Raw genomic sequence first — 25,794 nt, forward strand, 5'->3', positions numbered from 1 at the left:
ATGTGGTCAGAGGTTGGCAGGGATGAGGCGGCGCGACCACCCAGGTAGGCCGATCGACTCGCTGAGGACCGCCCGGGGACCACACGGTGTGCGTGGGTCGGGACGGCGCGCCGGCCCCTCTCTGTCAGACTGCGGTACGACATGCCACGGTCTGATTTCCCCTCTCGCAAGATCAGACCCAGCTCCGATGCAGCCCAGCCCTGCTCTGCGAGATCGTCGTGGCCATGTTCACGCCACTCGTTCTCGCCCTGACGCTCCTCGGCTCCGGCTTCCAGACCCAGCAGACCCCCGCCTTCGACTGGGCCGCCTGCCCCGGCGACAAGGTCGGCATGGCCTGCGCCGATCTCCAGGTCCCTGTCGACTGGCAGAAACCCGAGGGCCGCAAGATCACCCTCAAGCTGGGCCGGCTGAAGGCCACCGGCGTCTCCGAGGGCTCGGTCCTGATCGCGTACGGGGGTCCCGGCGCCCCCGGCATCGCCATGACGCAGGAATACGCACACTGGTGGGCCAACCTGCGCAAACGGATGGACATCGTCACCTGGGACACCCGCGGTTACGGCGAACAGTTCGGCGGCCTCAGCACCGGTCTGCCCTGCGTCTGGACCCGCGTCCCCTTGCCCGAGTTCCCCGCGGACGACGCCGACTTCGGCCGCCTGTCCGACACCAACCGCGGGCACGCCGAAACCTGCCGCAACAAGGACCCCGAGCTGTTCGCGAACATGAGCTCGGCCGACCACGCCAGGGACATGGAGGCCATCAGAAAGGCGCTCGGCGAGTCCCAGCTCAATTTCTACGGCGCCTCATACGCGGGCATCTACGCCCAGGACTACGCTCGGCTGTTTCCCGGCAAGGTGCGCACGATGGTGATCGACGGCACGATCAGCCACGTCGGCGACGACTGGACCGCCGAGATGATCGAAACGGCCAAGCTCAACGAGAAGGTCTTCGCCCGCTTCTTCGACTGGTGTGTCGGAGAGGGCAAGTGCCCGGGAACGCCCGCCCAGTGGCGTGGCCTGATCGCCAAGGCCGAGCGCTCCCCGATCCCCGTCAAGTCCGTCGGCATCGCCTACACCAGCGGTGATCTGCAGGCACTGGCTCTCGGGCTCGCCATGCGCGGAAAGGACAACTACCCCAAACTGGCCGCGGCCATCGGGAAGGCCGTACGCGGCGACGCCTCCGGCTTCGTGCCGGACCGCGGCGCCCGCTACCCCGACCAGACGACCGGCGTCACCGAGTGCACCGACTGGCCACGCGCTGCCAACCGGGCCGACCTCGACAAGGCACTCGCCCGCGTCCGCAAGGTCGCCCCGAACGCGGGCGCGGCCAACACACTGTTGACCGGCACCCTGGCGTGCATCGGCTGGCCGGTGACCGTCACCAACCCGCCCGCCCCGCTGCCCAAGGGCCTTCCCCCGATGCTCGGCGCGGGCGCCTGGCGCGAGTCCGACACGGTGGCCCGCGTCCTGAAGCAGGTGCCCGGCAGCGCCACCATTCACGACGACGAGCCGGGGCACACGCTGTACGGGTTCAACGCGTGCGCCCGTGACCACATCGACCGCTACTTCACCGACCGCACCCTGCCCGCCGAGAGCACCTCGTGCTGATCGGCAACGTTTGCGACGCGGCGCGTCGGGGTGCGCGCTACCAGTGCGGTACATCGCGGTTGAGGAACAGGGAACTGCACGCCACCCTTCTGTTGCTCCATCCGGATCGCCGCCCTGACAGCCCTCTCCAGGCCGGCCGGCGGACGAGGGGTGCCGGTAGCGCTTGAGGCAGGCTGAGGCGCCCGGCCAGTTCTCCGCTTGTCCGCTCGTATCGAACGCCTCCGACCTCGACTTGCGTTTCTTGCCGGCGGGACCGATCCAGCGCACGCGGGCACGGTAGGCGGACGAGCGATGCGGCCTGTGCTCGATGCCGGTCGAGAACGACACTCCCTGGGGACTGTACGTTCCGGCTCTGGCCCACTTCCGGTGGTGACGGAACGTGATTAGTCAAGCAGGATGCGGTGGCGGAGGAGGGCAGACCAAGTACGCCGGAATAGTGAAACGGGCCGGTGAGGCGCCGTTCCGCGCGGGGGGCGACGGTGACGGCGACGGCCCTTGGCCGTGTAGACCGGTCTGCGGAATCCGGCGGCCGGTGCCAGGTGTGGCGTCGGGTGTCCCTGTGTCGCCCCGGCGCTGCGCCGGGCCGCCGCAGCTCTGAAGCCGCGGCACCTCGCCTTTCGATGCCCGTGGCAGGGACGCCGTACCCTTGTGCGGTCGGGTTCAGGCAGGTGCAACGACCTCTGCCTGGCAGGCGAAGCACATCAGTGTGTGCTCCACCACGTGGCCCTGCTCGAACCGCTGACCCGACTCGACGGTGTACTCGTCGCACTCAGGGCACGTCCAAGGGCCGGACTCGCCCTGCTTCGCCGAACGAATGATGTGATTCCACTCATCGTCACTCATCCCGGGATCCTACAGTTCTCCGGGGCGTCGGCTGAGGCTGAGATGCCGGCTCCCATGAGCGACGGCCTCGTGTACGTCGATCTGGCGGGCGGTCCCTGCGATGGCGGGACGCCATCGGCCTGCCGGGCGTCCGCCGTGAGTACCGAACGGCGGGCACGATCGGAGACCGGGCTACCTCACCTCCTTGCGACAGGCACGGACGACTCCGGCCACCAGCGGGAACACGATCCACAGGGCGGTCGAAGCGGCGAGCCGCAGGAAGTCGACGCCGGCCCAGTCGCCGGCCGCGAGGGGAGCGGTGGTCCTGTTGAGATCGAGCCATTCGGCGAGCGTCCGGCCTGTGGCGCCGAGGAGGGCGACGGCGCTCCATACGGCGGTGCCGGCCAGGCAGACGACGATGGCGGCCGGTGCGTTGAGCAGGAGCGCGCCTAAGGCCGTGCCCATCATGACGAAGAGCACGTTCGTCGCCGTCCAGCCCGCCATCGTGGCGAAGGTGAGGTCCCAGTGGGCGGGAGTGTGCTGCGCGGCGCTTGTCAGCGCGGTCGCGGGAACCGCGACGAGCAGCGCGAACAGGCTTGCCACGACAGCCGTGAGCGCCGGCGGGATCGCTTTGGCGGCCATCACCCGCCATCGCCGGGGTTCCAGCACGAACGTGGTCAGCGCCGTGCGATGGCTCCACTCGCCCGTCACCGCGAGGACGCCGAGCACCGGCAGGAGAGTGGCGTAGCCGATGCCGGCCGTCCAGACCAGCCGCTGCAGGCCGGGGCCGCTGTAGAGGCCCCGGCCGACGATCGCCGCGACGGTGAGGCAGAGCAGGCACGCGGTCAGGATCTTGGCGCTGCGGGTGTCGAAGAGCTTGCGGAGCTCGACGGCCAGCAAGCGGTGAAAGGGGATCGTCACTTCTGGCTCCGGTCGGCGCATGAGGTCAGTTCGAGGAAGGTCTGCTCCAGGCTGCGGCCCTGGTTGAGCTCGGCCACGGTGCCCTGGACGAGCACCCTGCCGCCGCCGATCACCACGATGTGGTCGGCGACCTGTTCCACCTCGTGCAGCAGGTGGGAGCTGAGCAGCACGGCGCAGCCGGCGTCGGCCAGGTCGCGCAGCAGCTCGCGCAACCACCGGATGCCCTGGGGGTCGAGGCCGTTGGCCGGCTCGTCGAGTATGAGCGCGCGCGGCCTGCCGAGCAGCGCGTGCGCGAGGCCGAGCCGCTGCCGCATGCCGAGGGAATAGGAGCCGACAGCCCGCCGCGCCTCCTTGGCCGACAGGCCGACCAGCGAGAGCATCTCGGCGACCCGCGACCTGGGCAGCCCTAAGGCGATGGCGCCGAGGGTCAGTGTCTCGCGCCCGGTGCGGCCCGGATGGAACGCGCCGGCGTCGAGCAGCGTGCCCACCTGACAGGCAGGACGCTCCAGCTGGGGGTAGGGACGCCCAAGCACGGTGGCCGACCCCGAGGTGGCGCGGGCGAGCCCCACCAGGATGCGCAGCGCGGTGGACTTGCCCGCGCCGTTGGGGCCCACGAACCCGGTGACGCTGCCGGGCCCGACCGTGAAGGACACGTCGTCGAGCGCCCGCACGTCCTGGTAGGTCTTGCTGACACTGTTGAACTCGATCACGGGCTCAAGTTCATCGCGAGCGGGGCGGTCCGCTCATCGGCTCCAGGTCGATCGTCGTATAGACCCAGGGTGGTAAGGCGATCGACCCAGGTAGCTAGAGCAGGGCCGAAGAATTCCTAGGCTTGGACGCGTGCACGACCGCCCTGACTATCAGCCGCCCCTCGACGGATGGGGCGTCGCGCTGCGTCACCTCGCCGCGCTGGCGCCGATCCTCTTCTACGGCACGGTCTGGGTCTGGGTCGTCGTGCACCATCCGGAGCGGCTGTCGCGCGCCCTGGTCGACGCGGGCCTGAGCCTCGTGGGGCTGGTCCTCATGCGGTGGAGGCGCCGGTGGCCGTGGCAGATCGCCGCCGTGACCGCGCTGCTCACCGCGCTGTCCAGCATGGCGACCGGCCCCGCTCAGGTGGCGTACGTGTCGCTGTGCACGCACCGCCGCTGGCGGCAGATCATCCCGATCGGGGTGCTGCTGTGGGCCAGCATGGGCCTGTACGCCGTCTCGAACGGCATCACCCAGCAAGGCGTCATCAGCCTCGCCACCGGGACGGCGATCCTCGCCGGGCTGACGGTCTTCGGCCTCTATCTCCGTTCCCTGCGCGACGCCGACCTCGCCGCCGAGCGGGCGGAGCGGCAGCGCATCGAGCAGGCCAAACTGACCGAACGAGCGAAGATCGCCCAGGAGATGCACGACGCCCTGGCCCATCGCATGTCGCTGCTGGCGATGCTCGCCGGAGGCCTGGCCTTTCGCACCGACCTCGGCCAGGAGGAGATGCGGCAGACCGCGCACGCCATCCAGCACAACGCCCACCAGTCGCTCAACGAGCTCCGCACCGTGCTCGGCACCCTCCGCTCCGACGGCATCACCGCCGCCCCGCAGCCGACCCTGGCCGATCTGGAGGAGCTCTTCCACGAAGTGCGGGACGCCGGGCAGAAGGTCGCCGTGACCGACACGGTCGAGCAGCGCGACCTGCTTCCGACGCAGACCGGCCGCAACGCCTACCGGGCCGTCCAGGAGGCGCTGACCAACGCCCGCAAACACGCGCCGGGCAGCAGCGTTACGGTCGAGCTCGACGGGCGTCCGGGCGACGGGTTACGCATCCGCGTGAGCAACCCCGTGCCCTACGGGGCCTCGGGCGGGCCCGGCGGCAGGCTGGGTCTGGTCGGCCTGGGCGAACGGGTACGCCTGGCGGGCGGCACGATCACGCACGCTCAGCAGAATGGGCGATTTGTCCTTGATATTCGGTTGCCGTGGGAGGCTTGACCTGTGATCCGGGTGGTGATCGTGGACGACGACCCGATGGTGCGTACGGGCCTGCGCCTCATCCTGGGCGGCGGATCCGGCGTGGAGATCGTCGGAGAGGCGGGCGACGGCCGGGAGGCGCTGGGCATGATCCGCGATCTGCGGCCCGCAGTCGTGCTGATGGACATCCGCATGCCCGGCCAGGACGGCCTGGTCACCACCGAGGCGCTGCTGTCCTGGCCCGAGCCGCCGCGCATCCTCGTGCTGACCGCCTTCGACGCCGACGACATGGTGCTGCGGGCGCTGCGCCTCGGGGCCGCCGGGTTCCTGCTCAAGGACACCCCGCCGGCCCGGATGATCGAGGCGGTCCGCGCCGTGGCCGCGGGTGAGCCGGTGCTGTCGCCGAGCGTCACCCATCAGGTGATCGCCGCCGCCACCGGCGGTCACGAGCGGGGCCGCGAGGAGGCGCGGCAGGAGCTGGCCAGACTGACCGAGCGGGAGCGGGAGGTCGCCATCGAGGTGGCCCGGGGCCGCTCCAACACCGAGATCGCGGAGCGCCTCTACATGAGCACCGCCACGGTCAAGGCCAACGTCACCCGCATCTTCGCCAAGCTCGGCACCGACAACCGGGTGCAGGTCGCCATGAAGGTGCGAGATGCCGGGTTCGTGTGATCCCGGTGGGGCGCCCGGCCGGTCCCTCCCGGACGACCGGAGACCAGATCGAGAAGAAGATCACGCCCGCCGTGCGTTGATCAGGTCACGGTCGCCCGTCCCTGACCTCGCCGGTGGGGAAGTCCTCGGTGCCGAGCACGCGCAGCAGCTCAAGCCGTTCGCGAGCCTCGTCGTCCGCCGCCGTGAACACCAGCAGTTGCTGCCCCTGGTCGGGGGTGACCAGGGTGGTGCAGTCCATCACCAGCAGGCCCACCCGCTGATGCACCATGCTCTTGCGGTCGGTACGCCGGACCGCCACCTCGTGTTCGGCCCAGAGCCGGCGAAAGTCGGCGCTCGCGGCCAGGAGGCGTTCGACGAGCCCGGTGACCACGGGGTCGCCGGAGCGGCGGCCGGCGACCGCACGCAGGTCCGCCACGAGCTGGCGGGCGTGATGCTCCTGCTCCTCGGGCGGGTGGACGGCGCGTACGGCCGCCTCGGTGAACCAGCGGTAGACGAGGTAGCGGCGGTCCCCGGTGAGGCCGGTGTGGTCGCCCATCAGCAGGACGGCCATCCGGTTCTGCGCGAGGAACTCGCCGAGGTCGGACAGCACCACGGCCGGGGTGTCGCCCAGCAGGTCGAGCATGCGGATCAGCCCGGCGCGGGCCAGACCGGCGAGGCCGTCGGCGGGCGGGGGCCGGTGTCCGGCCAGGTGGAACAGGTGGTCGCGTTCGTCGTCCGACAGCCGCAGCGCCCGCGCCAGCGCGCCGAGCAACTGGACCGACGGCTGGCTGCTGCGGCCCTGCTCCAGGCGTACGACGTAGTCCACCGACATGCCGGCCAGCATCGCCACCTCCTCCCGGCGCAGGCCGGCGGCGCGGCGGCGGGGGCCGTCCGCGAGGCCGACCTCGGTCGGGCGGATCGCCTCCCGGCGGCGGCGCAGGAAGTCGGCGAGCTGCTCACGTTGCATGACGCCATCCTGCCCCGCCGCCGCCGGGCCGAGCCAGGGAGGGGCGCTCCCATGCTGAGCCGTCCATTGCCTCAGCCTCGGTCGAGCGCTGGCTCCACAGCAGTCAGAATTTCTGTCTCACTGGCGTCCGGCGCACCTGCGTCAGCCACCGTGGGCAGTTGGTGAGCGTGGACTCCCCGATCGTGCGAGCGCATCAGGTTACGGCCGGGCTGGCGGTCGGGCTGGCGGTCACAGGGGAAACCCTGGATGCGCTGGAGCAGGCGCTGACCGAGGAAGGCGGCTCCGCTCCCGGAGCGGCCGCCGGTGCTGCGGGTGCTGCGCCCCAGACCACACCCGAGGCCGGCGCGTCACTGCCGTACGAGCGCGCTGCCGTACGAGCGCTGTCGCACGAGCGTGCTGCCACCGGGCGACGGCGCAAGGCGCAGGCGAAGGCCGCCGCGCTCGGCCGATTCCGGGGCGGGCTGAGCAACAAGATCCATGCCGCGGTCGATGCCGCCGGGCTGCCGCTGGTCTTCGTGCTCATGCCCGGCCAAGCCACCGACTGTCCACGATTCACCACCGTCCTGGACAAGATCCGCGCGACCGGACCGGTGGGCCGGCTGCGGATGAGCGCGGGCGAAGCTGTCGGGCCAGATCGACGCGGGGCTTGGAGCAGCTGGCGAGTGGGCATACCGTCACTACGCCGTCGCGGTCCCTGAGGGAGGGTGCCATGGCAGGTTCCCAGCGTCTACGAAAGGGTGCCTTAGCGGGGGTTTACCTGGTCGGGATGGCCCTTTACTTCGGCCTTTGGATCTACCTCTTCTCCCTGACCGCCGTGGGCGTCATGATCTTTGACGGCCTCTCCACCGTGCGGACTCTGTGGGGGTTCGTGGTGGACTTGGTCGTCGATGCCGTGAGCGTTGTGAGCGGCAACGGCTCCCCGTACGGCCAGAGGTTGGGCACTGGGGCTTTTGGCAGCGTCCTGCTGGTGGGCTCGGCCGCGTTCTGCGTGGTCGTGATGGTGGCGCAGGTGTGCGCGGCCTACTGGAAGGCTTTGCGGGAGCGACGCCGAGGAGCGGTAGACGGAGGATGATTTTCGCGTCCGTCGGTGTCGTCACCTTCCGGCATGCGCGGGATGCTCCTTATGGTGACCGCTCCCGGCCTACCTGACCTGGCTTGATGGTCAGTGTCGCGCGCAAGGTGAGGTGCTGAGAACAGCTTTCAGCGCCTCGCCTTATTCATGGTCACTTGCGGGGGGAGGCCGCCCCACCGGTCGCGAAACGCGCCCCGGACCGTGCGGCAGGCGACGGCCGCGGGGGCGTGCCCGGCCTGGGCCGGCGTGCCGTAGACGCCGCTCGGCACCTGCTGCTTGACCGTGGTCGGCGTGCCCTGAGAGCGGGACTCGTGCAGCGCAGGTCACTGCACCCTCCCCGATGACAGGGAGGGGCGCTCCCATGATGAACGCTCCGCTTCCGCCCGTCCCGGACCCGGACCAGGGTGGGGAGGGACGGAAACAACGTGACGACAAGGAGAAACCTGATGCGGACGCGAACCCTGGGAAGCACCGGACCGGCCGTCTCCACGCTGAGTCTCGGCGCGATGGGCATGTCGGGCGCGTACGGCGAGGCCGACCGCGCGGAGAGCATCGCCACCGTGCACGCCGCGCTGGAGGCCGGCGTCACCCTGATCGACACCGGCGACTTCTACGGCGCGGGCCACAACGAGCTGCTGCTCGCCGAGGCGCTGCGCGGCCGGGCCCGCGACAGTTACGCGCTGAGCGTGAAGTTCGGCATGCTGCTGCGGCCGGGTGGCGGGTTCGGCGGGAACGACGCCCGTCCCGAGGCGGTGAAGAACTTCCTGACGCACTCGCTGACCAGGCTCGGCACCGACCACGTCGACATCTACCGCCCGGCCCGGCTGGACCCGGCGGTGCCGATCGAGGAGACGGTGGGCGCGATCAAGGAGCTGGTGGACGCCGGGTACGTCCGGCACATCGGGCTCTCGGAGGTCGACGCGGCCACGATCCGCCGGGCGCACGCCGTGCACCCGATCGCCGACCTGCAGATCGAGTACTCGGTGATCTCCCGCGCCGTCGAGGCGGACGTCCTGCCCACGTTGCGGGAGCTCGGGATCGGGCTGACCGCGTACGGGGTCCTCGGGCGCGGCCTCATCTCCGGGCACTGGACCGCCGGCCGCGCCGCCGGCCCCGGCGACAGCCGCGCCTTCGGCCCCCGGTTCGCGAGCGGGAACGTGGAGCACAATCTCGCCCTCGTGGCCGAGCTGCGCCGGGTCGCCGAGGCCAAGGGCTGCACCGTGGCGCAGCTCGTCATCGCCTGGGTGGCCGCGCAGGGCGAGGACATCGTGCCGCTGGTCGGCGCGCGTACCCGCGAGCGGCTGGCCGAGGCGCTGCCCGCCGCCGAGCTCCGGCTCACCGCCGACGACCTCGCCGCGATCGAGAAGGCGGTGCCGCCGGGCGCGGCGCGCGGCGACCGGTACCCGGCGGCGTTCATGGCCGGGCTCGGCGTGGGCAACTGAGCCCCGGACCGGAGGAGGCTCAGGGCGTGATCGGCGTGGGCAAGTGAGCCCCGGGGCGGAGGCTCAGGGCGTGATCGGCGGGCGGCGCTTGTGCTCGGTGCGCCGGTAGCGGTCGATCAGCACGGTGAGGGCGGCGTCGTCGACCGGCCTGCCCTCCAGGAAGTCGTCGATGGTGTCGTAGGAGACGCCGAGCACCTCCTCGTCGGCCACGCCGGGGTTCAGCGTCTCCAGGTCGGCGGTCGGGACCTTGCACACCAGGGCGGCCGGCGCGCCCAGCGCCTCGCCGACGGCACGCACCCGGCGCTTGGTGAGGCCGGCGAGCGGGACCACGTCGGCCGCGCCGTCACCATATTTCGTGTAGAAGCCGGAGATGGCCTCGGCGGCCTGGTCCGTGCCGACCACCAGGCCGTCGTGCGCGTTGGCCACCGTGTACTGGACGATCATGCGCTGGCGGGCCTTGACGTTGCCGAGCACGAAGTCCTGGTGCCGTTCGTCGCGGAAGACCAGGCCGGCGGCCAGCACGCCCTCCAGTGAGGCGTCGCTCGCGGGTTTCACGTCCACCGTCATGACCCGGTCGGGCCGGATGAACTCCAGGGCGAGCTGGGCGTCCCGCTCGTCGGCCTGCACGCCGTACGGCAGCCGCATCGCGATGAACGTCGCCTCCCGCCCGGCCTCGCGGACCCGTTCGGCAGCGAGCTGGCACAGCCGGCCCGCCACGGTGGAGTCGACGCCGCCGCTGATGCCGAGCACCAGCGCGCGCCGGTCGGAGGCGGTGAGCTGCGCGGCGAGGAAGGCCACCCGGCGCTCGACCTCCGCCGCGGCCTCGAAGGATGCGCTCACCTGGATCTCCTTGGCGATCTCCTGCTGCTGGGACGTGGGCGCGGGGGCGGTCAAGTCTGCTCCTCAGTCGGTCGTCGGGGGTGTTCGCGCCGCGTCCGGGGAGATGGACGCGGACACCGTACTGTTCCCGGCCGAGCCGAAGATGAACGGGCTCACCAGATGTTGACCGCCTTCGGCGCGAGGCCGAGGGCGGCGAGTGCGACCGTCCCGCGTCCGGTGTGCTCCCCGCCGGCGAGCAGCAGGGTCCGCGCGGACTGGTAGGGGCAGCCGGCCGCGTCGAAGGCGGCCGCCGTGGCGAGCAGGGCGTCCCGGTCGCCGTCGAGTACGGCGGCGGCCCGCGCCACGAGGGCCTCGGCGACCGGGTTTCCGGCCACGGCGGCGCGCGCCTCGGTCACGTGGCGGCGAGCGCCGGGGTCGCCGGCGAGGACGACGGCCTCGGTGCGGAGGGCGACGTACCAGTGGTGCCAGATCCAGCTCACCCACTTCCAGACCTCGCTCGCCTCGGGGGCCATCCGCTCCAGCGCCTCCCGCGCCTGCCCGCGGTGCAGCAGCAGCATGCCGTCGAAGACCGCCGCGTAGCCGTGGGCGCGCTCAGGCGATACGTCCAGCCGGTCCAGGATTTCCCGCCAGTCGCGCTGGGCGTCGTGGTCGTCACGCAGGCCGTGGACCATCGCCACGGCGGCCACCGCCGGTCCGAGGTGGGCTCGCGCCGGGCTGCCCGCTCGTCGCCAGGCGTCGAGCAGTCGTACGCTGCCGGTCAGCACCTCCTCGATGTTGCCCGCCAGCGCGTCCACCATCAGCGGCGCCCGGTGACCGACCTCCGCCAGCGACGGGTGCGCGTCGAGCTGCCGGGCCCATCGGCAGGCGTCCGGCACGTCACCCGCGCCCAGTGCGGCCTCGGTGACCATGCCGAGTGCGTCGATCAGTTCGTGGGTGACGGCCGGCGAGGGCGGCAGGGACGACAGGAGCGTGACCCGGCGCCGGGATCTGGCGGCGGCGGCGAAGGTGTCGCCGGCCCAGATGTGCGCGCAGGTGAGCGCGTCGAGTGCGGCGGACTCGGCGAGCGGGTCGCCGGTCCGGGCGGCCAGCTCGACCGCCCGCTCGGCGCACGCGATCGTCTCCGGCACCGCGACGTTGTCGGCCGGGCCCTGTACGGCCCCGAAGGAGTCGGTGACCACGGCCGCCTCGGCCAACGCCAACGCGGCCAACGCGGCGGGGCCGCCATCGGCCAATGCGGCGGGGTCGCCATCGGCCAGCGCGGCGGGGCCGCCATCGGCCAATGCGGCGGGGCCGCCATCGGCCGGCGCGGCGGGGCCGCCGCCGGACGGCGTGGCCGGGTCGCCAGCGGCCAGTGCGGCCGGGCCGTCGCCCTGCGCCGCCTGCGCCGCCTGCGCGGTCGCGTCGCCGGCGGCGGCCTTTCGCGCGGCGGTCATCAGCGTGAGGGCCTCCTCGCGGGACGGCACCCGGACGAACGTGGCCCAGTACCGGAACGACATCGTCGCGGCGGTCGCCAGGTCCACGGCGGCCCCGGCCGGGTCGCCGGCGTCACGGGCGGCCGTCGCGGCGGCGAGGCGCAGGCGGTGCATGTCGTCGCCCGCCGCCCGGCAGCCGGCCACGGCGGCGGCCTGCCGGAGCATCGCCGCGCTCTCGGCGGGACCGGACGCGAGTGCCGCCGCCTGTTCGAAGCGGCGCTGGGACTCGCCGGTCAGGTTGCGGGTGAAGGCCAGCTCCGCCAGCAGGCGGGCGAGCCCGAAGGCGTCCGCGCGCCGCTCCGGCCGCTCGGCCGCCCAGGTCAGGGCGGCGCGCAGGTCGTCGGCGACCTGGTCGAACCTGGCCCGCCAGTCCGGCCGCTCGGCCGCCTCCAGCTCGGCGGCCCGCGTCAGGCACCAGCGCAGGTGCCGGGAGCGGACCTCGTCCGGTTCGCCAACCTCGGCGAGCCGTTCGGCGGCGTACTGGCGGATCGTCTCCAGCGCGCGGTACTCGGTGCCGCCCGGCGCCGCCGCGACCACCAGCAGGCTCTGCTCGGCGAGCCGGGCCAGCCCGTCGGCGACCAGGCCCTCCTCGACCCCGGCCACCTCCGCAGCCGCGGCGGCGGTGAACGGCGCAGCGAACACCGACACCCGGCGCAGCAGCATCCGGTCGGCCGGTTCCAGCAGGGCGTGGCTCCAGTCCAGCGCCGCCCGTACCGACCGGTGCCGTTCGTCGGCGCGGGAGCCGCCGGTGAGCATCCGCAACGGGTGGGACAGGGCGGCGGCGATGCCGTCCAGCCCGAGCGTGGGGCAGCGGGCCGCGGCCAGCTCGATCGCCAGCGCCATCCCGTCCAGCCGCGCGCAGACGGCGGCGATCTGGCCGCGCAGCGCGGCGTCCAGCGGCCGGCCGACCGCCGCCGCCCGCTCCATGAACAGCGTGACCGCGTCCGAGTCGCCCTCGGCGGCCAGCGACAGCGGCGGAACCGGATACACCCGCTCGAACGGCACCATCAGCCGCGCCCGGCTGGTCGCCAGCACCGTCAGGCGCGGGCAGGTGGCCAGCAGCCGTTCGAGGAACGGTGCCACCCCGTCCAGCACGTGCTCGCAGTTGTCCAGGACGACCAGCGCGTCCCGGTCGGCGAGCGCGGCGGCCACGGACTCGGCCAGGTCGCGGCCGGGCTGCTCGCCGAGGCCGAGCGCGCCGGCCACGGCGGCGGCGATCATGCCGGGATCGGTGACCGGCACCAGGTCGGCGAACCACACGCCGTCGAGGTGGACGCCGGCGGCATCCGCCGCCATCGCCAGCGCCAGCCGGGTCTTGCCCACCCCGCCGGGGCCGACCGCGGTGACCTGCCGGTGCTCCTTGAGCAGCGCGGCCAGCTCGGCCCGCTCACGGGCCCGGCCGACGAACGAGGTCAGCGGGGCCGGCAGGACCGCCGCCGGACGGCCCGGGACGGCGCCGCCCCGGACGGGCGCGCGGCGGGCGAGGGCCCGGCGGTCCGGCACCTCCAGCTTGCGCAGCAGCGAGGAGACGTGGCTCTCCACGGTCCGGATCGAGATGCACAACCGGGCCGCGATCTCGGCGTTGCTGAGGTGGTCGCCGACGAGCTCCAGCACCTCGGCTTCCCGAGGGGAGATCTCGGCGGCTGCCGCTTGTGTCACCACTGTCCTAGTTTCCCGTACCTCGGTACGTACCGGGAATCCGTGGTCACCACGGATGTGGCGGGGCCGGGCCGGCGGCCAAGCTGTGACCAGGCAGAAAGCGGGTCGAACGCGACCCACGACCACGAGGAGCGACCATGACCGGCACTTCCGGCATCAAGACCGTGCTGCACCCGGTGTCCGACCTGGAGAGGGCCAAGACGGTGTACGCGGCCCTGCTCGGCGTACAGCCGCAGGCCGACTCGCCCTACTACGTCGGCTTCGAGGCCGAGGGCCAGCACATCGGGCTGGTCCTGGGCGGCGGGCCGCAGGCCATGACGACGCCGGTGGCGTACTGGCACGTCCAGGACCTCGACGCCAAGCTGGCCGAGCTCACCGCCGCCGGGGCCGTGGTGCGGGAGGCGGCGCACGAGGTCGGCGGCGGCCGCCGGGTGGCCACCGTCACCGACCCCGACGGCAACGTCCTCGGCCTCCTCCAGGACCAGTAAGCCCCCACCAGAAGGAGAACCGTCATGACCGCCTTCAGCACCGTAACCCTCGAAGTTCCCGACCCGGCCGCCGCGAGCGCCTTCTACGACGCCTTCGGCCTGAGCCCGTACGTGCGCCTCAGGGCCGCGCAGTCGCCGGCGGACGGTTTCCGCGGGTTCGCGCTGTCCCTCGTGGTGTCCCAGCCGGGCGACGTGGACGCCTTCGTCGCCGCCGCCCTGGACGCCGGCGCGACGACGCTCAAGCCGGCCGCGAAGAGCTTCTGGGGCTACGGCGCCATCGTCCGTGCCCCGGACGGCGCCATCTGCAAGATCGCGACCTCGGCCAAGAAGGACACCGCCCCCGTCACCCGCCGGGTCGGCCAGGTCGCGCTGCTGCTGGGCGTGGCCGACGTCAAGGCGAGCAAGCGCTTCTACACCGGGCGCGGCCTGGCCGTGGCCAAGAGCTTCGGCGGCAAGTACGTCGAGTTCGCCACCCCGTCGTCGGCCGTCACGCTGGCGCTCTACCCGCGCCGCGCGCTCGCCAAGGACGCCGGCGTCCCGCAGGAGGGCAGCGGCTCGCACGGCCTGGTGATCGGCGGCGACGCCGGGCCCTTCACCGACCCGGACGGCTTCGTGTGGGAGCAGGAGTCCGCCTGACGGCCGTGCTCGGCGGCCTCCCGCCCGTGAGTGCTCAGCTCTTCGCCGCCAACTGACCCGCTCCACGATCCGCCGGGGCGAGCCGCTCGTGGAAGCCGCCGTCGGGGGAGCGCACGATGATGCCGGTCTCCACGCCGTGCTCGGCGGTCTCGCGCTCCGTCTGCTGGAGGGCGAGGCACAGCCACCGGGTGACGGCGAAGGCGACGACGGGTCCGATGACCACGGCGTACCTGAAGAAGACGGTCACGGCGTTCACCGTGAGGTGGAACTGGTGGGCGAGCTGGTCGTTGGCGGCGGCCGCCCACAGCAGGCCGTAGAACGTGACGCCGGCGACCGCGAGGCCCGTCTTCACCGGCGTCTCCCTCGGCCGGTCGAGCACGTCCCTGCCGGTGGCCGGCCTGCCGCGGCGCGCGGCGAGGAGGCGTTCGGCCGCGGGGTAGGCGGCCAGGGCGGTGAAGAACACCCCGGGGACCACCAGCGTCGGTACGAGGACCGCGAGGCTGAGCGTGTGGCCGCCGACGGTGAGCTCCCAGCCGGGCATGATCCGCAGGGCGCCGTCGAGGAACCCCATGTACCAGTCGGGGACCGAGCCCGCCGAGATCTGCGACGGCATGGCGGGGCCGTACAGCCAGATGGGCGCGATCTGGAAGCCGAACCCGAGGATGATCAGCATGCCGGTCGTCGCGGCGGCCATCAGCGGACGGGCGCCGCGCCGCTCCGGCAGCGAGGCGACGAACCGGGAGTGGCCGTGCCGGCGCACCAGCAGCTCGCGGACGACCAGCAACGCGACCATGACGAGCGGGATCACCAGGTGCAGGCCGTACATGACCGGGATGACCCGATCGCCGGGGAACTCCGGCCCGAACAGCAGCGCACCCACCCAGGAGCCGACCACGGGGATCGACTGCACCACCGACAGGATCAGCCACAGGCTGCCGCCCGACAGGTTGTCGTCCGGCAGGGCGTTGCCCGTCTCGCCCGCGGCCATCGCCAGCCCCAGCAGCGTCACCCAGATCAGCCACTGCCGGGTACGCGGGCTGCGGAACGCGCCGGTGAGGAACATGCGCAGCAGCTGCAGCGCGACGGCGGCCACGAACACGAGCGCCGCCCAGTGGTGCATCTGGCGGATGAGCAGGCCGCCGCGCACCTCCAGGCTGAGGTGCATGGCCGAGTCGAAGGCCCGGCTGACGAGGAGCCCGCGCAGCGGGCCGTACGAGCCGTCGTAGGTCACCCGGGCCATGCCCGGGTCGTAGAACACCATGAGCACCGCCCCGGTCACCAGCAGGACGGCGAACGACCACACGGCGATCTCCGCGAACATGAACGACCAGTGCGAGAACCGGAACGAGCGGCGCCCGGCCACCGAGGAACGCATCTGAGGCCCCCTTAACCTTGCCTGTAAACAAGACGGTGGCGGGCGCGGCCCCGTGACATCCCGGAGGGCTCCGGCGGCGGTGATGCTCGTCACGCCGCCGCCGGGCCCCGTCCGGGGAGCCGCTCAGCTCAGCAGGGTCTGGCCGATCCAGCCGTCCGGGCCGCAGCCCGGCGGGATGGCGAAGACGGCCGAGCCGATCGGCGTGGTCCACTCGTTGAGCAGGTCCGCCTCGGCCAGCCGCCGCTGGACCGGGAGGAACTGGCGGGCGATGTCGGCCTGGTAGGCGGCGAACAGCAGCCCGCAGTCGGCGGTCCCGTCGGCCCCCACGCCCTCGTCGTAGTTGTAGACCCGGCGCAGCATGCGCAGCCCCGGGTCGGCGACGTGGGCGCGGCGGATGTGGGCGTACTCGGAGATGACCGGGAAGCCGACCGGGGTGAGCCGGTCGAAGTCCGGCTCGTCGTGCTCGTTCCGCCCGGTCAGCGGTGCCCCGTCGGACAGACGGCGGCCCACGGTGAACTCCTTGGCCGTGGTGTCGGCGGCGTCCCAGGTCTCCATCTCGGCCCGGATGCGCCGCAGGACCAGGGTGGTGCCGCCGCTCAGGCGGCCCTCCCCGATCCACACCGCCCGGTCGAAGTCCGGCGTGCCGGGGACCAGGTTGACCGTGCCGTCGAGCTGCCCCATCACGTTGCGCTGGGTCGTGCCGCCTGGCTGGCTGTGCGCGGCGCGCCGGAACCCGCGCTGGGTCCAGCGGACCTCGGCGAACGCGCGGGCGTCCTTGACGATCATGCGCAGGGCGTGGGCCACGGTGAGCGGGTCGTCGGCGCAGATCTGCGCGAGCAGGTCGCCGCCGCTCCACTCCCGCCGCAACTTGTCGATCTTGAACGCGGGCAGCGCCGCCACGGACTCCGGCCGGTGCTCCTCCACGCCGGCGGCGTCGAAGAGCCCGGGACCGAAACCGTACGTCACGCTCAGCCGGGCGGGCAGCGCCGCCAGCTCCGGCTCGGTGTCGGCCAGCGCGGGCCGCCCCTGGGTGAGGCGGCGGGCGTCGTCGGTCAGCAGGCGCATCATCCGCGCCAGCGCCTCCTTGCCGACGCCCTTGCGCAGGTCGAAGGCCACGAAGACGGCGTGGGCCTGTGGTGGCGTGGCCACCCCGGCCTGGTGCGGCCCGTGGAAGGGCACCACCGCGCCGCCGTCGGGCGTGTTCGCGGGCGCCGCGGGCGACGGGGCCGCAGGGGTCGCGGGGGTCTCAGGGGTCGCTGGGGAAGCGCTCGCCGGCGGAGCGCCGGCCGCCGCGCCGCCGGCCACCGCCGCGCCGCCGGCCACCGCGTCGGCGGCGGCCAGCGCGCCGCCGCTCAACAGGCCGCGCCGAGTCAGCCGGCGCCCGCCCCCAACGGGGGCCTGCCGCTCACCCATGCTCGCCACCCCAGCCGGCACCCATGTCGGTGCCCATGTCGCCGTCCCCGCAGGCGCCCATGCCGGCGCCCATGTGGCCGCCCCCATAGGCGCCCACGCCGGCGCCCATGCCGGCGCCCATGTGGCCGCCCCCATAGGCGCCCACGCCGGCGCCCATGTGGCCGTCCCCGTAGGCGCCCATGTCGGGACCCACGCCGATACCCATGCCGGTGCCCACCTCAGTGCCCCTCGCCGGAGCCCATGTCCATGCCCGGCTGATAGTCCTCCTTGGCCCCGGCGAAGTCCTTGCCGAGCGCCTTGAAGGCGAACGTGCCGCCGTCCTTCAGCGTGAGGGTGAAGCTGATCTCGTCGCCCGGCCGTACCTCCTGGGCGAGGTCCATCAGCATGATGTGGTCGCCGCCCGGCTTGAGCTCGTGCCTGCCGTGCGCGGGGATCACGAAACCGCCCTCCTTGGGCCGCATGACCGACTTGCCCGCCGACTCCACCACCTCGTGCAGCTCGACCGCCGGCGACAGCGGCGTGGCGCCCGACACCACGACCACGTCCGTGCCGGAGTTGTTGACCAGGGTGCCGAAGGCGGCGCTCATGCCCTTCTTCGCGGTCTTGACCCAGGGGTCGGTGATGGAGAGCGCGGGCCCGGCCTGCGCGGCCGGGGGAGTGGCGGTGGCGGCGGCGGGAACGGCCGGCGCGGCCTGCTGCGGCGAGCCGCCGCAGGCGGTGAGCGCGACGACGGCGAGACCGGCGACGGTGATACGCGAGAACATGACAAAGCCCTTCATCCGGCTCAAACCGGAACGATGATGTGGCCCGGCGGCCGCCGCTGCGGGCGCGCACGCCGAGGACACCCCTGGACCAGGGGCGTGACAGGAGAACAGACCGGCCGGACGCGCTCCGCGGAGCGGGTCAGGCGGACGCGGGGACGGCGCGGCCGAAGGGCGGGCCGCGCCGGCCCATCTCATGCCCGAGCAGAACCGGCCGCAGGACCATCGGCTCCCGGAGCGGCGCGGCGATCAGCGGCCGGGCGGCCGGGACGACGACGGCGACGACCGCGGCGAACAGCCGGACGGCCAGCCGGCGCAGCACCGCCCAGAGCGCCGCCTCGCCGCGGGCCAGCCACGTCGAGGTCAGCAGGACCGCCCAGGCGTGCATGACCAGCATGCCGGCGTCCGGCACCAGCCCGCCCTGGGCGGCGTGGTGGTGCCCGGCGACCGCCGCCTCCACCGCGTGCGCCGAGGAGAACAGCAGGTGCAGCGCGACCTGCGCGGCCGCCAGCGTCGTCACGATGACCGGCAGCGCCCGTTCCCGCCCCGCCAGCACGTACGCGGGACCGAACGCGACGCCCCAGGCCGGCAGCAGCCAGCCCGCCGCCACCGGACCGCCCGCCAGCAGGTGGGCCACCAGGCCGAGCAGCAGCGAGACCGCCGCGAATACGGCGGCCCGCAGCGCGCGCAACGCGAAGCCGGCCGGCCCGGAAACAGGCACAGAAACAGGCCCGGAAACAGGCCCGGAAACAGGCCCGGCGGCGGCTGGTGCGGCGATCGACATGGCGCCGTCATCATCCCACGCGACCGCCCCGGTGTCCCCGCCAGGTGAGCACAAGGAATCAGGGCCCGCCGCAGGCGCGGCGCAGCCCGTAGAACCACGACAGGTACTGGTCGTGCACGCCCCGGCCGGCGATCCGCAGCATGGAGTCGTCGGAGTTCTCCAGGGTCGTGAAGTTGGCGCTGCCGGTGTAGACGCGCGGCGTGATGTCGTCGTCGTAGAACCCGTCGATCATCATGATCTTGGTGTGCGTCACCACCGACCGGTCGCCCACCGTGAAGCGGCACGGCGTGACCTGGAGGTACTTGCCGTTCGACGCCCGCTCGGCGAGACGGTCCCTGATGTAGGAGGTGACGCCGGTGCCGTCGTAGTAGACGACGTCGATCCAGCAGTTCTCGCCGCGCAGCCGCAGCAGCTCGTCCACGATCGCCTTGCGGTTGTAGTTGAAGGCGGTCAGCGCCAGGCGGATGTCGGTCTGGCGGGTGACGCCCCCGGCGTCCTTGTAGCTGCACTTGACCAGCTTCAGCACGTTGGCGATCGGGTCGCCGGCGGCCGAGCTGCGCGGGAAGAAGTGGGCCTTGTACGCCGTGCCGGTCGGCGTCGTCCAGAAGTAGTCCGGATTCACGGGCTGCATGCGCCGGGCCCGCAGGTCCTTGAAGTACGTGACGTACCCGTCGTAGGTCACGGCGTCGCTGACCGTGAAGCTGTCGTTGTAGGAGTTGTACAGGTACCAGTCCGACAGGTTGGACGAGGTCTGGAACACGACCTTCTGGTACGTGACACCCCCGGCCACCACGCTGGAGAAGGTGGCGAACTTGGCGTGCAGGTAGTCCCTGGCGATGCAGCCCCGGTCGGCGCTCTCGTCCGGGTACTCGCAGCGCACGGCCCACGAGCGGGCCGTCTCGGTGGTGCCGAGGGCGGCGCCGAGCTGGGCGAAGACGGCGTCGTTGCGCCCGTCGTCCTGGCTGTCGAGTATGACCTGCACGCCGACGCCCCTGGTGTGCGCGGCGGCCAGCTCCGCGGCGACCTCGCTCGACCGGTCGCCGGGGACGAACTGGTGCATCGCGAAGCGGATCTCGCCGCCCGCGGGCACCGCCTTGATGAGCCTGATGAGCTGGTCCATGACGGCCGACTGCCGCTCGCTCGGGCTGTGGGCGACGCCCGAGTCCACGGTCGGGTCGTTGAACACCGGGGCGTCGATGACGGGCGGCCCGCTGACCGCGGCCCCGGCGGGGGCGGCCGGCGTGAGGGCCAGGCATAACGAGAGAATGAGAAGGGTGACTGAGGGTTTCGTGGCTGTCACAGGGACTCCTTCGTCATGGAGGTGACGCTGCCCGGTCACGCGTCCGCCGTGTTGAGATCATGGTGAACGCCTGTCGAGGCCGTTTGTCAAGGAAAGGCTGCCGCACATGAGGATCGTCGTCGTCGGAGGGACCGGCCTCATCGGGTCCCGCCTGGTCCGGCTGCTGACCGCGGCCGGTCATGACGCGGTGCCGCGCTCGCGCGCCACCGGCGTCGACCTGCTCACCGGGCAGGGCCTGCCGGAGGCGCTGGCGGGCGCGGACGCCGTCGTCGACCTGACCAAGCCGCCGGCTTTCGACGACACCTCGCCCGCCTTCTTCCGCGCCACCATGGGCCACCTGCTGGCCGCCGCTGATTCCGCCGGGGTCGGGCACGCGGTCATCCTGTCCATCGTGGGCGCCGACCAAGTGCCCGGCCTGGCCTACTACCGCGCGAAGGTGCTCCAGGAGGACCTGCTCAAGGCGGGCCCGGTGCCCTACTCGATCGTGCGCTCCACGCAGTTCTTCGAGTTCATCGACACGGTGGTGTCCTGGACGTCCGACGAGGACACCGTCCGCCTGCCTCCCACCCTCCTGCAGCCGGTGGCCGGGGACGAGGTCGCCCGGGTGGTCGCCGGCGTCGTCGTGGGGACGCCGCTGCGCGGCACCATCGACCTCGCGGGCCCCGAGGTGCTCCCGCTGGACGAGCTGGGCCGGATCACCCTCGCCGCCCGCGGTGACCACCGCACCGTGGTGACCGACGACGGCGCCGGGCTGTACGCCGCCGCCCAGGGCCGCGCCCTCGTCGCCGGCGAAGGCGCCGTCATCACCGCCACCACCTACGGCGAATGGCTCCGCCGATGACGAAGGACCCGCCCCGGTCCGCCGGGCCGCTCGTCACAGCCAGTCGACGGACTTGGAGACGGCCTTCTTCCAGCCGGCGTACCCGCGCTCGCGCTGCTCCTCGCTCCACGTGGGCTCCCACCGGCGGTCCTCGGCCCAGTGGGAGCGCAGCTCGTCCTGGTCGCGCCAGTAGCCCACCGCCAGCCCGGCCGCGTACGCCGCCCCGAGCGCGGTCGTCTCCGCCACCACCGGCCGGCTCACCGGCACCCCGAGGATGTCGGACTGGAGCTGCATGCACAGGGCGTTCGCGGTCACGCCGCCGTCCACGCGGAGCACGTCCAGCACCACCCCGGAGTCGCGCTGCATGGCCTCGACCACGTCGCGGCTCTGGTAGCAGATGGCCTCCAGGGTGGCCCGCGCGAGATGGGCGGCGGTGTTGAAGCGCGACAGCCCGACGATCGCGCCCCGCGCGTCGGCCCGCCAGTACGGCGCGAACAACCCCGAGAAGGCCGGGACGAAGTACACGCCCCCGTTGTCGGTCACCTGCCGCGCCAGCGTCTCGCTCTGCGCCGCCGTGCTGATGACGTGCAGCTGGTCGCGCAGCCACTGCACGGCCGAGCCGGTGACCGCGATGGAGCCCTCCAGCGCGAAGACGGCCGGCTCGTCGCCGAACTTGTAGGCGACGGTCGTGAGCAGGCCGCTCTCCGAGCGCACCCGCTCGGTGCCGGTGTTGAGCAGCAGGAAGTTGCCGGTGCCGTAGGTGTTCTTGGCCTCGCCGGGCGAGAAGCAGACCTGGCCGACCGTGGCGGCCTGCTGGTCGCCGAGGATCGCGGTGATCGGCACCTCGCCGCCGACCGGGCCGTAGCGGTAGGAGGTGCCGTAGGCGGCGGGGTCGGACGACGGGCGGATCTCCGGCAGCATCGCGCGCGGCACGCCGAAGAACGACAGCAGCTCGTCGTCCCAGTCGAGCGTGTCGAGGTCCATCAGCATGGTGCGGCTGGCGTTGGTCACGTCGGTGATGTGCACGCCGCCCTTGCGCCCGCCGGTCAGGTTCCACAGCGTCCAGGTGTCGGTGGTGCCGAAGGCGGCCTCGCCGCGCTCGGCCGCCTCGCGCACGCCGTCGACGTTCTCCAGGATCCACTGGATCTTGCCGCCCGAGAAGTACGCCTCCGGCCGCAGCCCCGTACGGTCGCGGATGACCTGGCCCCGGCCGTCCCGGTCCAGCGCGGCGGCGATCTCGTCGGTGCGGGTGTCCTGCCAGACGATGGCGTTGTAGTACGGCCGTCCGGTGCGCCGGTCCCACACGACGGTGGTCTCGCGCTGGTTGGTGAGGCCGATCGCCGCGAGGTCGCTGTCCTGCAGCCGGGAGCGCTGGAGCGTCGTCTGGATCACGGCGGCGGTCCTGGTCCAGATCTCGATGGGGTTGTGCTCCACCCAGCCCGCCCTGGGCATGATCTGCTCGTGCTCGAACTGGAACTTGGCGACCTCGGCGCCGCCCCTGTCGAAGATCATGAAGCGGGTGCTCGTCGTGCCCTGGTCCACGGCGCCCACGAAGTCAGGCATGTCGTACTCCCTCAGTCGGACGGCTTGACGGTGTCGCGGTCCTCGTCGCGGGGGAGGTGGCGGGCGATGAGCGCCTGGTAGAGGCCCGCGCCGAGCACCCCGCCGATCAGCGGGCCCACGATGGGCACCCAGAAGTAGAGGTCGCCGTACTGGTCGCGCCAGGCGCCGCGGTAGCCGGTGAGGAAGCTCGCCAGGCGCGGCCCGAAGTCGCGGGCCGGGTTGATCGCGTAGCCGGCGTCGGCGCCCAGCGCCATGCCGATGCCGACGATGAGCAGGCCGATGACGAACGGTCCCATGTTCGCGCCGGGCGCCATGTTGCGGGTGTCGGACAGCGCGAAGATGACGAAGAGCAGCACGGCGGTGCCGATGATCTGGTCGCGCAGCGCGCCCCACTGGCCGACCGGCAGCGTGCCGTTGCCCGGCAGCGTCGAGAACACCAGCTGCGTCTTGAGCGTGTGCCCGGGATCGACGGCGGTGAGCACCTCGGTGTAGTTCCAGCGGATCAGCAGCGCGCCGACGAAGGCGCCCGCGGTCTGCGCCACCACGTACGGCAGCACCTTGTGCCACTCGAACCCGCGGAAGAGGGCGAACCCCAGCGTCACCGCCGGGTTGAGGTGCGCGCCCGTGGTGCGGCCGGCGACGTAGACGCCGAGCGCGACGCCGATGCCCCAGGCCCAGGAGATGCTGTCGTGGTCCCCGAGTTCGGCCGCGACCACCTGCGCGACGACGCCCACGCCGAACACGATGAGCACCATCGTCCCGGCGAACTCGGCGATCATCTCGCCGGCCAACCTCCTGCTGCTCAGCGCCACCCCGCCCCCTTCCTGGGTCCCCTTCCCGGCTCCCTTTCCGGCTGAGGTGAGCCTTCCCCCTTCCAGGGAAGGCATACAGTGCGAATGTGATCAGTTACGGAAAGTGAGGACAAGGCGATGGGAATCACCGGGGCGCTCGACGCGCGTGACCGCCAGGAATGCCTCGACCGGCTCCGGGCGCAGACCTTCGACGTCCTGGTGGTGGGCGGTGGGGTGACGGGGGCGGGCGCGGCCCTCGACGCGGCCTCGCGCGGGCTGCGAGTCGCCCTCGTGGAGAGCCGCGACCTCGCGTCCGGCACGTCGAGCCGGTCCAGCAAACTGATCCACGGCGGGCTGCGCTACCTGGAGCAGTTCGACTTCAAGCTGGTGCGCGAGGCGCTGAAGGAGCGCGACCTGCTGGTCGCGCGGCTGGCCCCGCACCTGGTGCGGCCGGTCACGTTCCTCTACCCCGTGCGCCACCGGATGATCGAGCAGCCGTACGTGGCGGCCGGCCTGACGTTGTACGACGCCCTGGAGGGCGTGCGCCACCCGATGCCCCGGCACCGCAACCTGTCGCCGAAGGCGGCCCGCCGCCTGGTGCCCGGCCTGCGGACCGACGTGCTGAGCGGCGGCGTCATCTACTACGACGCGCAGGTGGACGACGCCCGCCACACCCTCGCCCTGGCCCGCACCGCGGCCGCGCACGGCGCCGCCATCGCCACCCGGACCTCGGTGGTGGCGCTGACCAGAGACGAGTTCGGCGAGCGCGTCGTCGGCGCCCGCGTACGCGACGAGGAGAGCGGCGCGCAGATCGACGTCTCGGCCGACGCCGTGGTCGTGTGCGCGGGCGTGTGGACCGGCCCCGTGACCAGCCTCCCGGGCGGCGCCGAGCCCGCCTTCAAGGTCAGGATGTCGAAGGGCGTGCACATCATGGTGTCCGGCGAGGCCATCGACTCCCGGACCGGCCTGATCATCCGTACGGAGAAGAGCGTGCTGTTCATCATCCCGTGGACCGGGCGCCGCTGGATCGTCGGCACCACCGACACCGACTGGGACGGCGAGCGTGCCGAGCCCGCCGCCACCGGCGAGGACATCGACTACATCCTCCGCCACGCCAACGAGGTGCTGGTCAGGCCGTTGACCAGGAGCGACGTCGTCGGCCTCTTCGTCGGGCTGCGCCCGCTCGTGGCCGCCGAGAAGAACGCTCCCACCGCGAAGCTGTCGCGGGAGCACGTGGTGGACGTGCCGGTCCCCGGCCTGGCGGCGATCGCCGGCGGCAAGTACACCACGTACCGGATCATGGCCAGGGACGTGATCGACGTCGCGCTCGAAGGCTACGACGTGCCCGCCTCGGTCACCGACCGGCTGCCGCTGGTCGGCGCGGACGGGCTGCCCGCGCTGGAGGCGTCCGTCGGCCGGCTGGCCGAGGACCACGACCTCGAACCCGAGACCGTGCGCCACCTCGTCCGCCGCTACGGCACGCTCGCCCTGGAGGTGCTCGACCTCCTCGCCCGCGACCGCTCGCTCGCCGAGCCGCTGATCGAGCCCGGTCCGTGGCTGCGGGCCGAGGTCGTCTACGCCGTCACCCACGAGGGCGCGGTGCACGCCGAGGACGTCCTCGCCCGGCGTACCCGGATGCTCATCGAGTCGAGCGAGCTGGCCGAGCGGGCGGCGCCGCGGGTCGCCCGGCTGATGGCCGGGCTGCTCGGCTGGGACGAGCGGCGGGTGGAGGAGGAGACGGCCGCGTGCCTGCGGCTGGTGGAGGCGGAGCGGACCGCCCTGGCCGAGGCCAGGACGGCCGCGGCGGTCACGTTGTGACGGACGGCAGGGGACGGCGGCCGGTGATGGTCAGCAGGATGTCCTTGGCCGGCAGCTCGACCGGCTCGCCCGTGCCCACCCGCACGTCGGCGTCGGCGCCGCGCAGCTGCATTCCCGTGAGGTCGACGCCGAAGTAGGACAGGTTGCGGGGGTTCGTACCGGCCAGCACGAGGGCGATCCGCTCGACGGGCGGCGCGGGCAGGCCCAGCGGCTCCGTGATGTCGAGGCCGTGGATGGTGTCGTGCGCCAGAGCCCCGCCGTCCCCGCCGCCCGGCGGCCGCCACGGGTGGGTGATGTTCGCGCGCAGGCACGCCAGCAGGTCGGCGTCCGACAGGCGGGCCGTGTCGCCGCGGGCGGCCCGGTCGGCGTAGCGGTCGACGGAGAAACGGGCCGCGACCAGGCCCGCCACGAGCCGGGGCAGGCTGGTGCGGAACGGCGCGGTGAGATGCGCGACGACCTCGCGCACCCGCCAGCCCGAGCACAGCGACGGGCTGCCCCAGCCCTCCGGCGAGAGCTCGGCGAGCAGCCCGGCCAGCCGCTCGCGTTCGGCGTGGACGTGCCGCCTCAGGTCGGCGTCGGTCGGTGACATGGACATGGCCTTCCGGTCGGGTCGTACGTGTCACCTCTTGTACGACCGCCGGCCGCCGG

General features: G+C 72.7%; 25 protein-coding genes. 10 read left to right on the forward strand and 15 right to left on the reverse strand.

Features of this window, described 5'->3' with window-relative positions:
• Window positions 1-224 precede the first annotated feature (224 nt).
• Entirely contained in the window at window positions 225-1,604 is a 1,380-nt protein-coding gene (locus ABD292_RS04915) for an alpha/beta fold hydrolase (protein ID WP_344205532.1), read from the forward strand.
• 660 nt (window positions 1,605-2,264) lie between these two features.
• On the opposite strand, the gene ABD292_RS04920 is transcribed toward ABD292_RS04915, so the two are convergent.
• The 3 genes from ABD292_RS04920 to ABD292_RS04930 all read right to left on the reverse strand — a co-directional run bounded on the left by ABD292_RS04920 (window position 2,265) and on the right by ABD292_RS04930 (window position 4,057).
• Window positions 2,265-2,447, reverse strand: a complete 183-nt coding sequence (locus ABD292_RS04920) for a hypothetical protein (protein ID WP_344205534.1) — start codon at window positions 2,445-2,447, stop codon at window positions 2,265-2,267.
• 171 nt (window positions 2,448-2,618) lie between these two features.
• The gene (locus ABD292_RS04925; protein WP_344205536.1) at window positions 2,619-3,347 is read right to left on the reverse strand and encodes an ABC transporter permease; all 729 of its coding nucleotides are present in this window, start codon (window positions 3,345-3,347) and stop codon (window positions 2,619-2,621) included.
• Window positions 3,344-4,057, reverse strand: coding sequence for an ABC transporter ATP-binding protein (locus ABD292_RS04930; protein WP_344205537.1), 714 nt, complete (start codon window positions 4,055-4,057; stop codon window positions 3,344-3,346). The genes ABD292_RS04925 and ABD292_RS04930 overlap by 4 nt, the downstream gene beginning before the upstream one ends.
• A 130-nt stretch (window positions 4,058-4,187) precedes the next feature.
• On the opposite strand from ABD292_RS04930, the gene ABD292_RS04935 reads away from it, so the two are divergent.
• Together ABD292_RS04935 and ABD292_RS04940 are read left to right on the forward strand one after the other, a co-directional pair.
• Complete coding sequence (locus tag ABD292_RS04935) at window positions 4,188-5,315, forward strand: sensor histidine kinase (protein ID WP_344205539.1); 1,128 nt, start codon at window positions 4,188-4,190, stop codon at window positions 5,313-5,315.
• A gap of 3 nt (window positions 5,316-5,318) precedes the next feature.
• On the forward strand, window positions 5,319-5,966 hold the full coding sequence (locus tag ABD292_RS04940; protein WP_344205541.1) for a response regulator: 648 nt from the start codon (window positions 5,319-5,321) through the stop codon (window positions 5,964-5,966).
• A gap of 85 nt (window positions 5,967-6,051) precedes the next feature.
• Here ABD292_RS04940 and ABD292_RS04945 read toward each other — a convergent pair whose 3' ends face one another.
• On the reverse strand, window positions 6,052-6,912 hold the full coding sequence (locus ABD292_RS04945) for a helix-turn-helix transcriptional regulator (RefSeq protein ID WP_344205543.1): 861 nt from the start codon (window positions 6,910-6,912) through the stop codon (window positions 6,052-6,054).
• A gap of 158 nt (window positions 6,913-7,070) precedes the next feature.
• Here ABD292_RS04945 and ABD292_RS48880 point away from each other — a divergent pair, with 158 nt between their 5' ends.
• From ABD292_RS48880 to ABD292_RS04960, 3 genes are all read left to right on the forward strand, one after another.
• Window positions 7,071-7,610 (forward strand): hypothetical protein, encoded by a 540-nt coding sequence (locus tag ABD292_RS48880; RefSeq protein WP_425564999.1) that lies wholly within the window; start codon window positions 7,071-7,073, stop codon window positions 7,608-7,610.
• A gap of 11 nt (window positions 7,611-7,621) precedes the next feature.
• Window positions 7,622-7,984: a hypothetical protein gene (locus ABD292_RS04955; RefSeq protein WP_344205545.1), complete on the forward strand. Its 363-nt coding sequence runs from the start codon at window positions 7,622-7,624 to the stop codon at window positions 7,982-7,984.
• Between the two features lie 446 nt (window positions 7,985-8,430).
• Window positions 8,431-9,426, forward strand: coding sequence for an aldo/keto reductase (locus tag ABD292_RS04960; RefSeq protein ID WP_344205547.1), 996 nt, complete (start codon window positions 8,431-8,433; stop codon window positions 9,424-9,426).
• A 63-nt stretch (window positions 9,427-9,489) separates the two neighbouring features.
• On the opposite strand, the gene nadE is transcribed toward ABD292_RS04960, so the two are convergent.
• Complete coding sequence (gene nadE / locus ABD292_RS04965; protein WP_344205548.1) at window positions 9,490-10,320, reverse strand: ammonia-dependent NAD(+) synthetase; 831 nt, start codon at window positions 10,318-10,320, stop codon at window positions 9,490-9,492.
• A 98-nt stretch (window positions 10,321-10,418) separates the two neighbouring features.
• On the reverse strand, window positions 10,419-13,397 hold the full coding sequence (locus ABD292_RS04970; RefSeq protein WP_344205549.1) for an ATP-binding protein: 2,979 nt from the start codon (window positions 13,395-13,397) through the stop codon (window positions 10,419-10,421).
• 137 nt (window positions 13,398-13,534) lie between these two features.
• Here ABD292_RS04970 and ABD292_RS04975 point away from each other — a divergent pair, with 137 nt between their 5' ends.
• Both ABD292_RS04975 and ABD292_RS04980 read left to right on the forward strand, forming a co-directional pair.
• The gene (locus ABD292_RS04975; RefSeq protein ID WP_344205551.1) at window positions 13,535-13,885 is read left to right on the forward strand and encodes a VOC family protein; all 351 of its coding nucleotides are present in this window, start codon (window positions 13,535-13,537) and stop codon (window positions 13,883-13,885) included.
• Window positions 13,886-13,909: 24 nt separating this feature from the next.
• Window positions 13,910-14,521, forward strand: a complete 612-nt coding sequence (locus ABD292_RS04980; RefSeq protein WP_344205553.1) for a glyoxalase — start codon at window positions 13,910-13,912, stop codon at window positions 14,519-14,521.
• Between the two features lie 34 nt (window positions 14,522-14,555).
• Here the strand turns inward: ABD292_RS04980 and ABD292_RS04985 are convergent, their stop codons facing one another.
• The 6 genes from ABD292_RS04985 to ABD292_RS05010 form a co-directional block, all read right to left on the reverse strand.
• The gene (locus tag ABD292_RS04985; protein WP_344205554.1) at window positions 14,556-15,896 is read right to left on the reverse strand and encodes a cytochrome b; all 1,341 of its coding nucleotides are present in this window, start codon (window positions 15,894-15,896) and stop codon (window positions 14,556-14,558) included.
• A 123-nt stretch (window positions 15,897-16,019) separates the two neighbouring features.
• Complete coding sequence (locus tag ABD292_RS04990; RefSeq protein WP_344205555.1) at window positions 16,020-17,309, reverse strand: Dyp-type peroxidase; 1,290 nt, start codon at window positions 17,307-17,309, stop codon at window positions 16,020-16,022.
• Window positions 17,302-17,502, reverse strand: a complete 201-nt coding sequence (locus ABD292_RS04995; protein ID WP_344205557.1) for a hypothetical protein — start codon at window positions 17,500-17,502, stop codon at window positions 17,302-17,304. Before ABD292_RS04995 ends, ABD292_RS04990 begins: the two co-directional genes overlap by 8 nt.
• 25 nt (window positions 17,503-17,527) lie before the next feature.
• Complete coding sequence (locus tag ABD292_RS05000) at window positions 17,528-18,073, reverse strand: copper chaperone PCu(A)C (RefSeq protein WP_344205558.1); 546 nt, start codon at window positions 18,071-18,073, stop codon at window positions 17,528-17,530.
• A gap of 139 nt (window positions 18,074-18,212) precedes the next feature.
• Complete coding sequence (locus ABD292_RS05005; RefSeq protein WP_344205560.1) at window positions 18,213-18,791, reverse strand: MFS transporter; 579 nt, start codon at window positions 18,789-18,791, stop codon at window positions 18,213-18,215.
• A 121-nt stretch (window positions 18,792-18,912) separates the two neighbouring features.
• On the reverse strand, window positions 18,913-20,154 hold the full coding sequence (locus tag ABD292_RS05010) for a phospholipase D-like domain-containing protein (RefSeq protein ID WP_344205562.1): 1,242 nt from the start codon (window positions 20,152-20,154) through the stop codon (window positions 18,913-18,915).
• A gap of 106 nt (window positions 20,155-20,260) precedes the next feature.
• Here ABD292_RS05010 and ABD292_RS05015 point away from each other — a divergent pair, with 106 nt between their 5' ends.
• Window positions 20,261-20,995 carry an SDR family oxidoreductase gene (locus tag ABD292_RS05015; protein WP_344205563.1) on the forward strand — a complete coding sequence of 245 codons (735 nt, stop codon included), beginning with the start codon at window positions 20,261-20,263 and terminating at the stop codon, window positions 20,993-20,995.
• Between the two features lie 33 nt (window positions 20,996-21,028).
• Here the strand turns inward: ABD292_RS05015 and glpK are convergent, their stop codons facing one another.
• Entirely contained in the window at window positions 21,029-22,537 is a 1,509-nt protein-coding gene (gene glpK, locus ABD292_RS05020) for a glycerol kinase GlpK (protein WP_344205564.1), read from the reverse strand.
• Window positions 22,538-22,548: 11 nt separating this feature from the next.
• On the reverse strand, window positions 22,549-23,349 hold the full coding sequence (locus ABD292_RS05025) for an MIP/aquaporin family protein (protein ID WP_344205566.1): 801 nt from the start codon (window positions 23,347-23,349) through the stop codon (window positions 22,549-22,551).
• Window positions 23,350-23,466: 117 nt separating this feature from the next.
• On the opposite strand from ABD292_RS05025, the gene ABD292_RS05030 reads away from it, so the two are divergent.
• Window positions 23,467-25,146: a glycerol-3-phosphate dehydrogenase/oxidase gene (locus ABD292_RS05030; protein ID WP_344205567.1), complete on the forward strand. Its 1,680-nt coding sequence runs from the start codon at window positions 23,467-23,469 to the stop codon at window positions 25,144-25,146.
• Here ABD292_RS05030 and ABD292_RS05035 read toward each other — a convergent pair.
• The gene (locus ABD292_RS05035) at window positions 25,136-25,735 is read right to left on the reverse strand and encodes a maleylpyruvate isomerase family mycothiol-dependent enzyme (protein ID WP_344205569.1); all 600 of its coding nucleotides are present in this window, start codon (window positions 25,733-25,735) and stop codon (window positions 25,136-25,138) included. The two genes, ABD292_RS05030 and ABD292_RS05035, sit on opposite strands and share 11 nt — an antisense overlap.
• Window positions 25,736-25,794: the final 59 nt, after the last annotated feature.

It is taken from the genome of Nonomuraea bangladeshensis, assembly GCF_039529455.1.
In the GTDB taxonomy this organism is placed as follows: domain Bacteria; phylum Actinomycetota; class Actinomycetes; order Streptosporangiales; family Streptosporangiaceae; genus Nonomuraea; species Nonomuraea bangladeshensis.

Bases quoted from the DNA above. Each gene is read 5' to 3' on its own strand.
- ABD292_RS04915 (WP_344205532.1), top strand. From the start codon at position 225: ATGTTCACGCCACTCGTTCTCGCCCTGACGCTCCTCGGCTCCGGCTTC.
- ABD292_RS04920 (WP_344205534.1), bottom strand. From the start codon at position 2,447: ATGAGTGACGATGAGTGGAATCACATCATTCGTTCGGCGAAGCAGGGC.
- ABD292_RS04945 (WP_344205543.1), bottom strand. From the start codon at position 6,912: ATGCAACGTGAGCAGCTCGCCGACTTCCTGCGCCGCCGCCGGGAGGCG.
- ABD292_RS04955 (WP_344205545.1), top strand. From the start codon at position 7,622: ATGGCAGGTTCCCAGCGTCTACGAAAGGGTGCCTTAGCGGGGGTTTAC.
- ABD292_RS04960 (WP_344205547.1), top strand. From the start codon at position 8,431: ATGCGGACGCGAACCCTGGGAAGCACCGGACCGGCCGTCTCCACGCTG.
- ABD292_RS04975 (WP_344205551.1), top strand. From the start codon at position 13,535: ATGACCGGCACTTCCGGCATCAAGACCGTGCTGCACCCGGTGTCCGAC.
- ABD292_RS04980 (WP_344205553.1), top strand. From the start codon at position 13,910: ATGACCGCCTTCAGCACCGTAACCCTCGAAGTTCCCGACCCGGCCGCC.
- ABD292_RS04985 (WP_344205554.1), bottom strand. From the start codon at position 15,896: ATGCGTTCCTCGGTGGCCGGGCGCCGCTCGTTCCGGTTCTCGCACTGG.
- ABD292_RS04990 (WP_344205555.1), bottom strand. From the start codon at position 17,309: ATGGGTGAGCGGCAGGCCCCCGTTGGGGGCGGGCGCCGGCTGACTCGG.
- ABD292_RS05000 (WP_344205558.1), bottom strand. From the start codon at position 18,073: ATGTTCTCGCGTATCACCGTCGCCGGTCTCGCCGTCGTCGCGCTCACC.
- ABD292_RS05015 (WP_344205563.1), top strand. From the start codon at position 20,261: ATGAGGATCGTCGTCGTCGGAGGGACCGGCCTCATCGGGTCCCGCCTG.
- glpK (WP_344205564.1), bottom strand. From the start codon at position 22,537: ATGCCTGACTTCGTGGGCGCCGTGGACCAGGGCACGACGAGCACCCGC.
- ABD292_RS05030 (WP_344205567.1), top strand. From the start codon at position 23,467: ATGGGAATCACCGGGGCGCTCGACGCGCGTGACCGCCAGGAATGCCTC.
- ABD292_RS05035 (WP_344205569.1), bottom strand. From the start codon at position 25,735: ATGTCACCGACCGACGCCGACCTGAGGCGGCACGTCCACGCCGAACGC.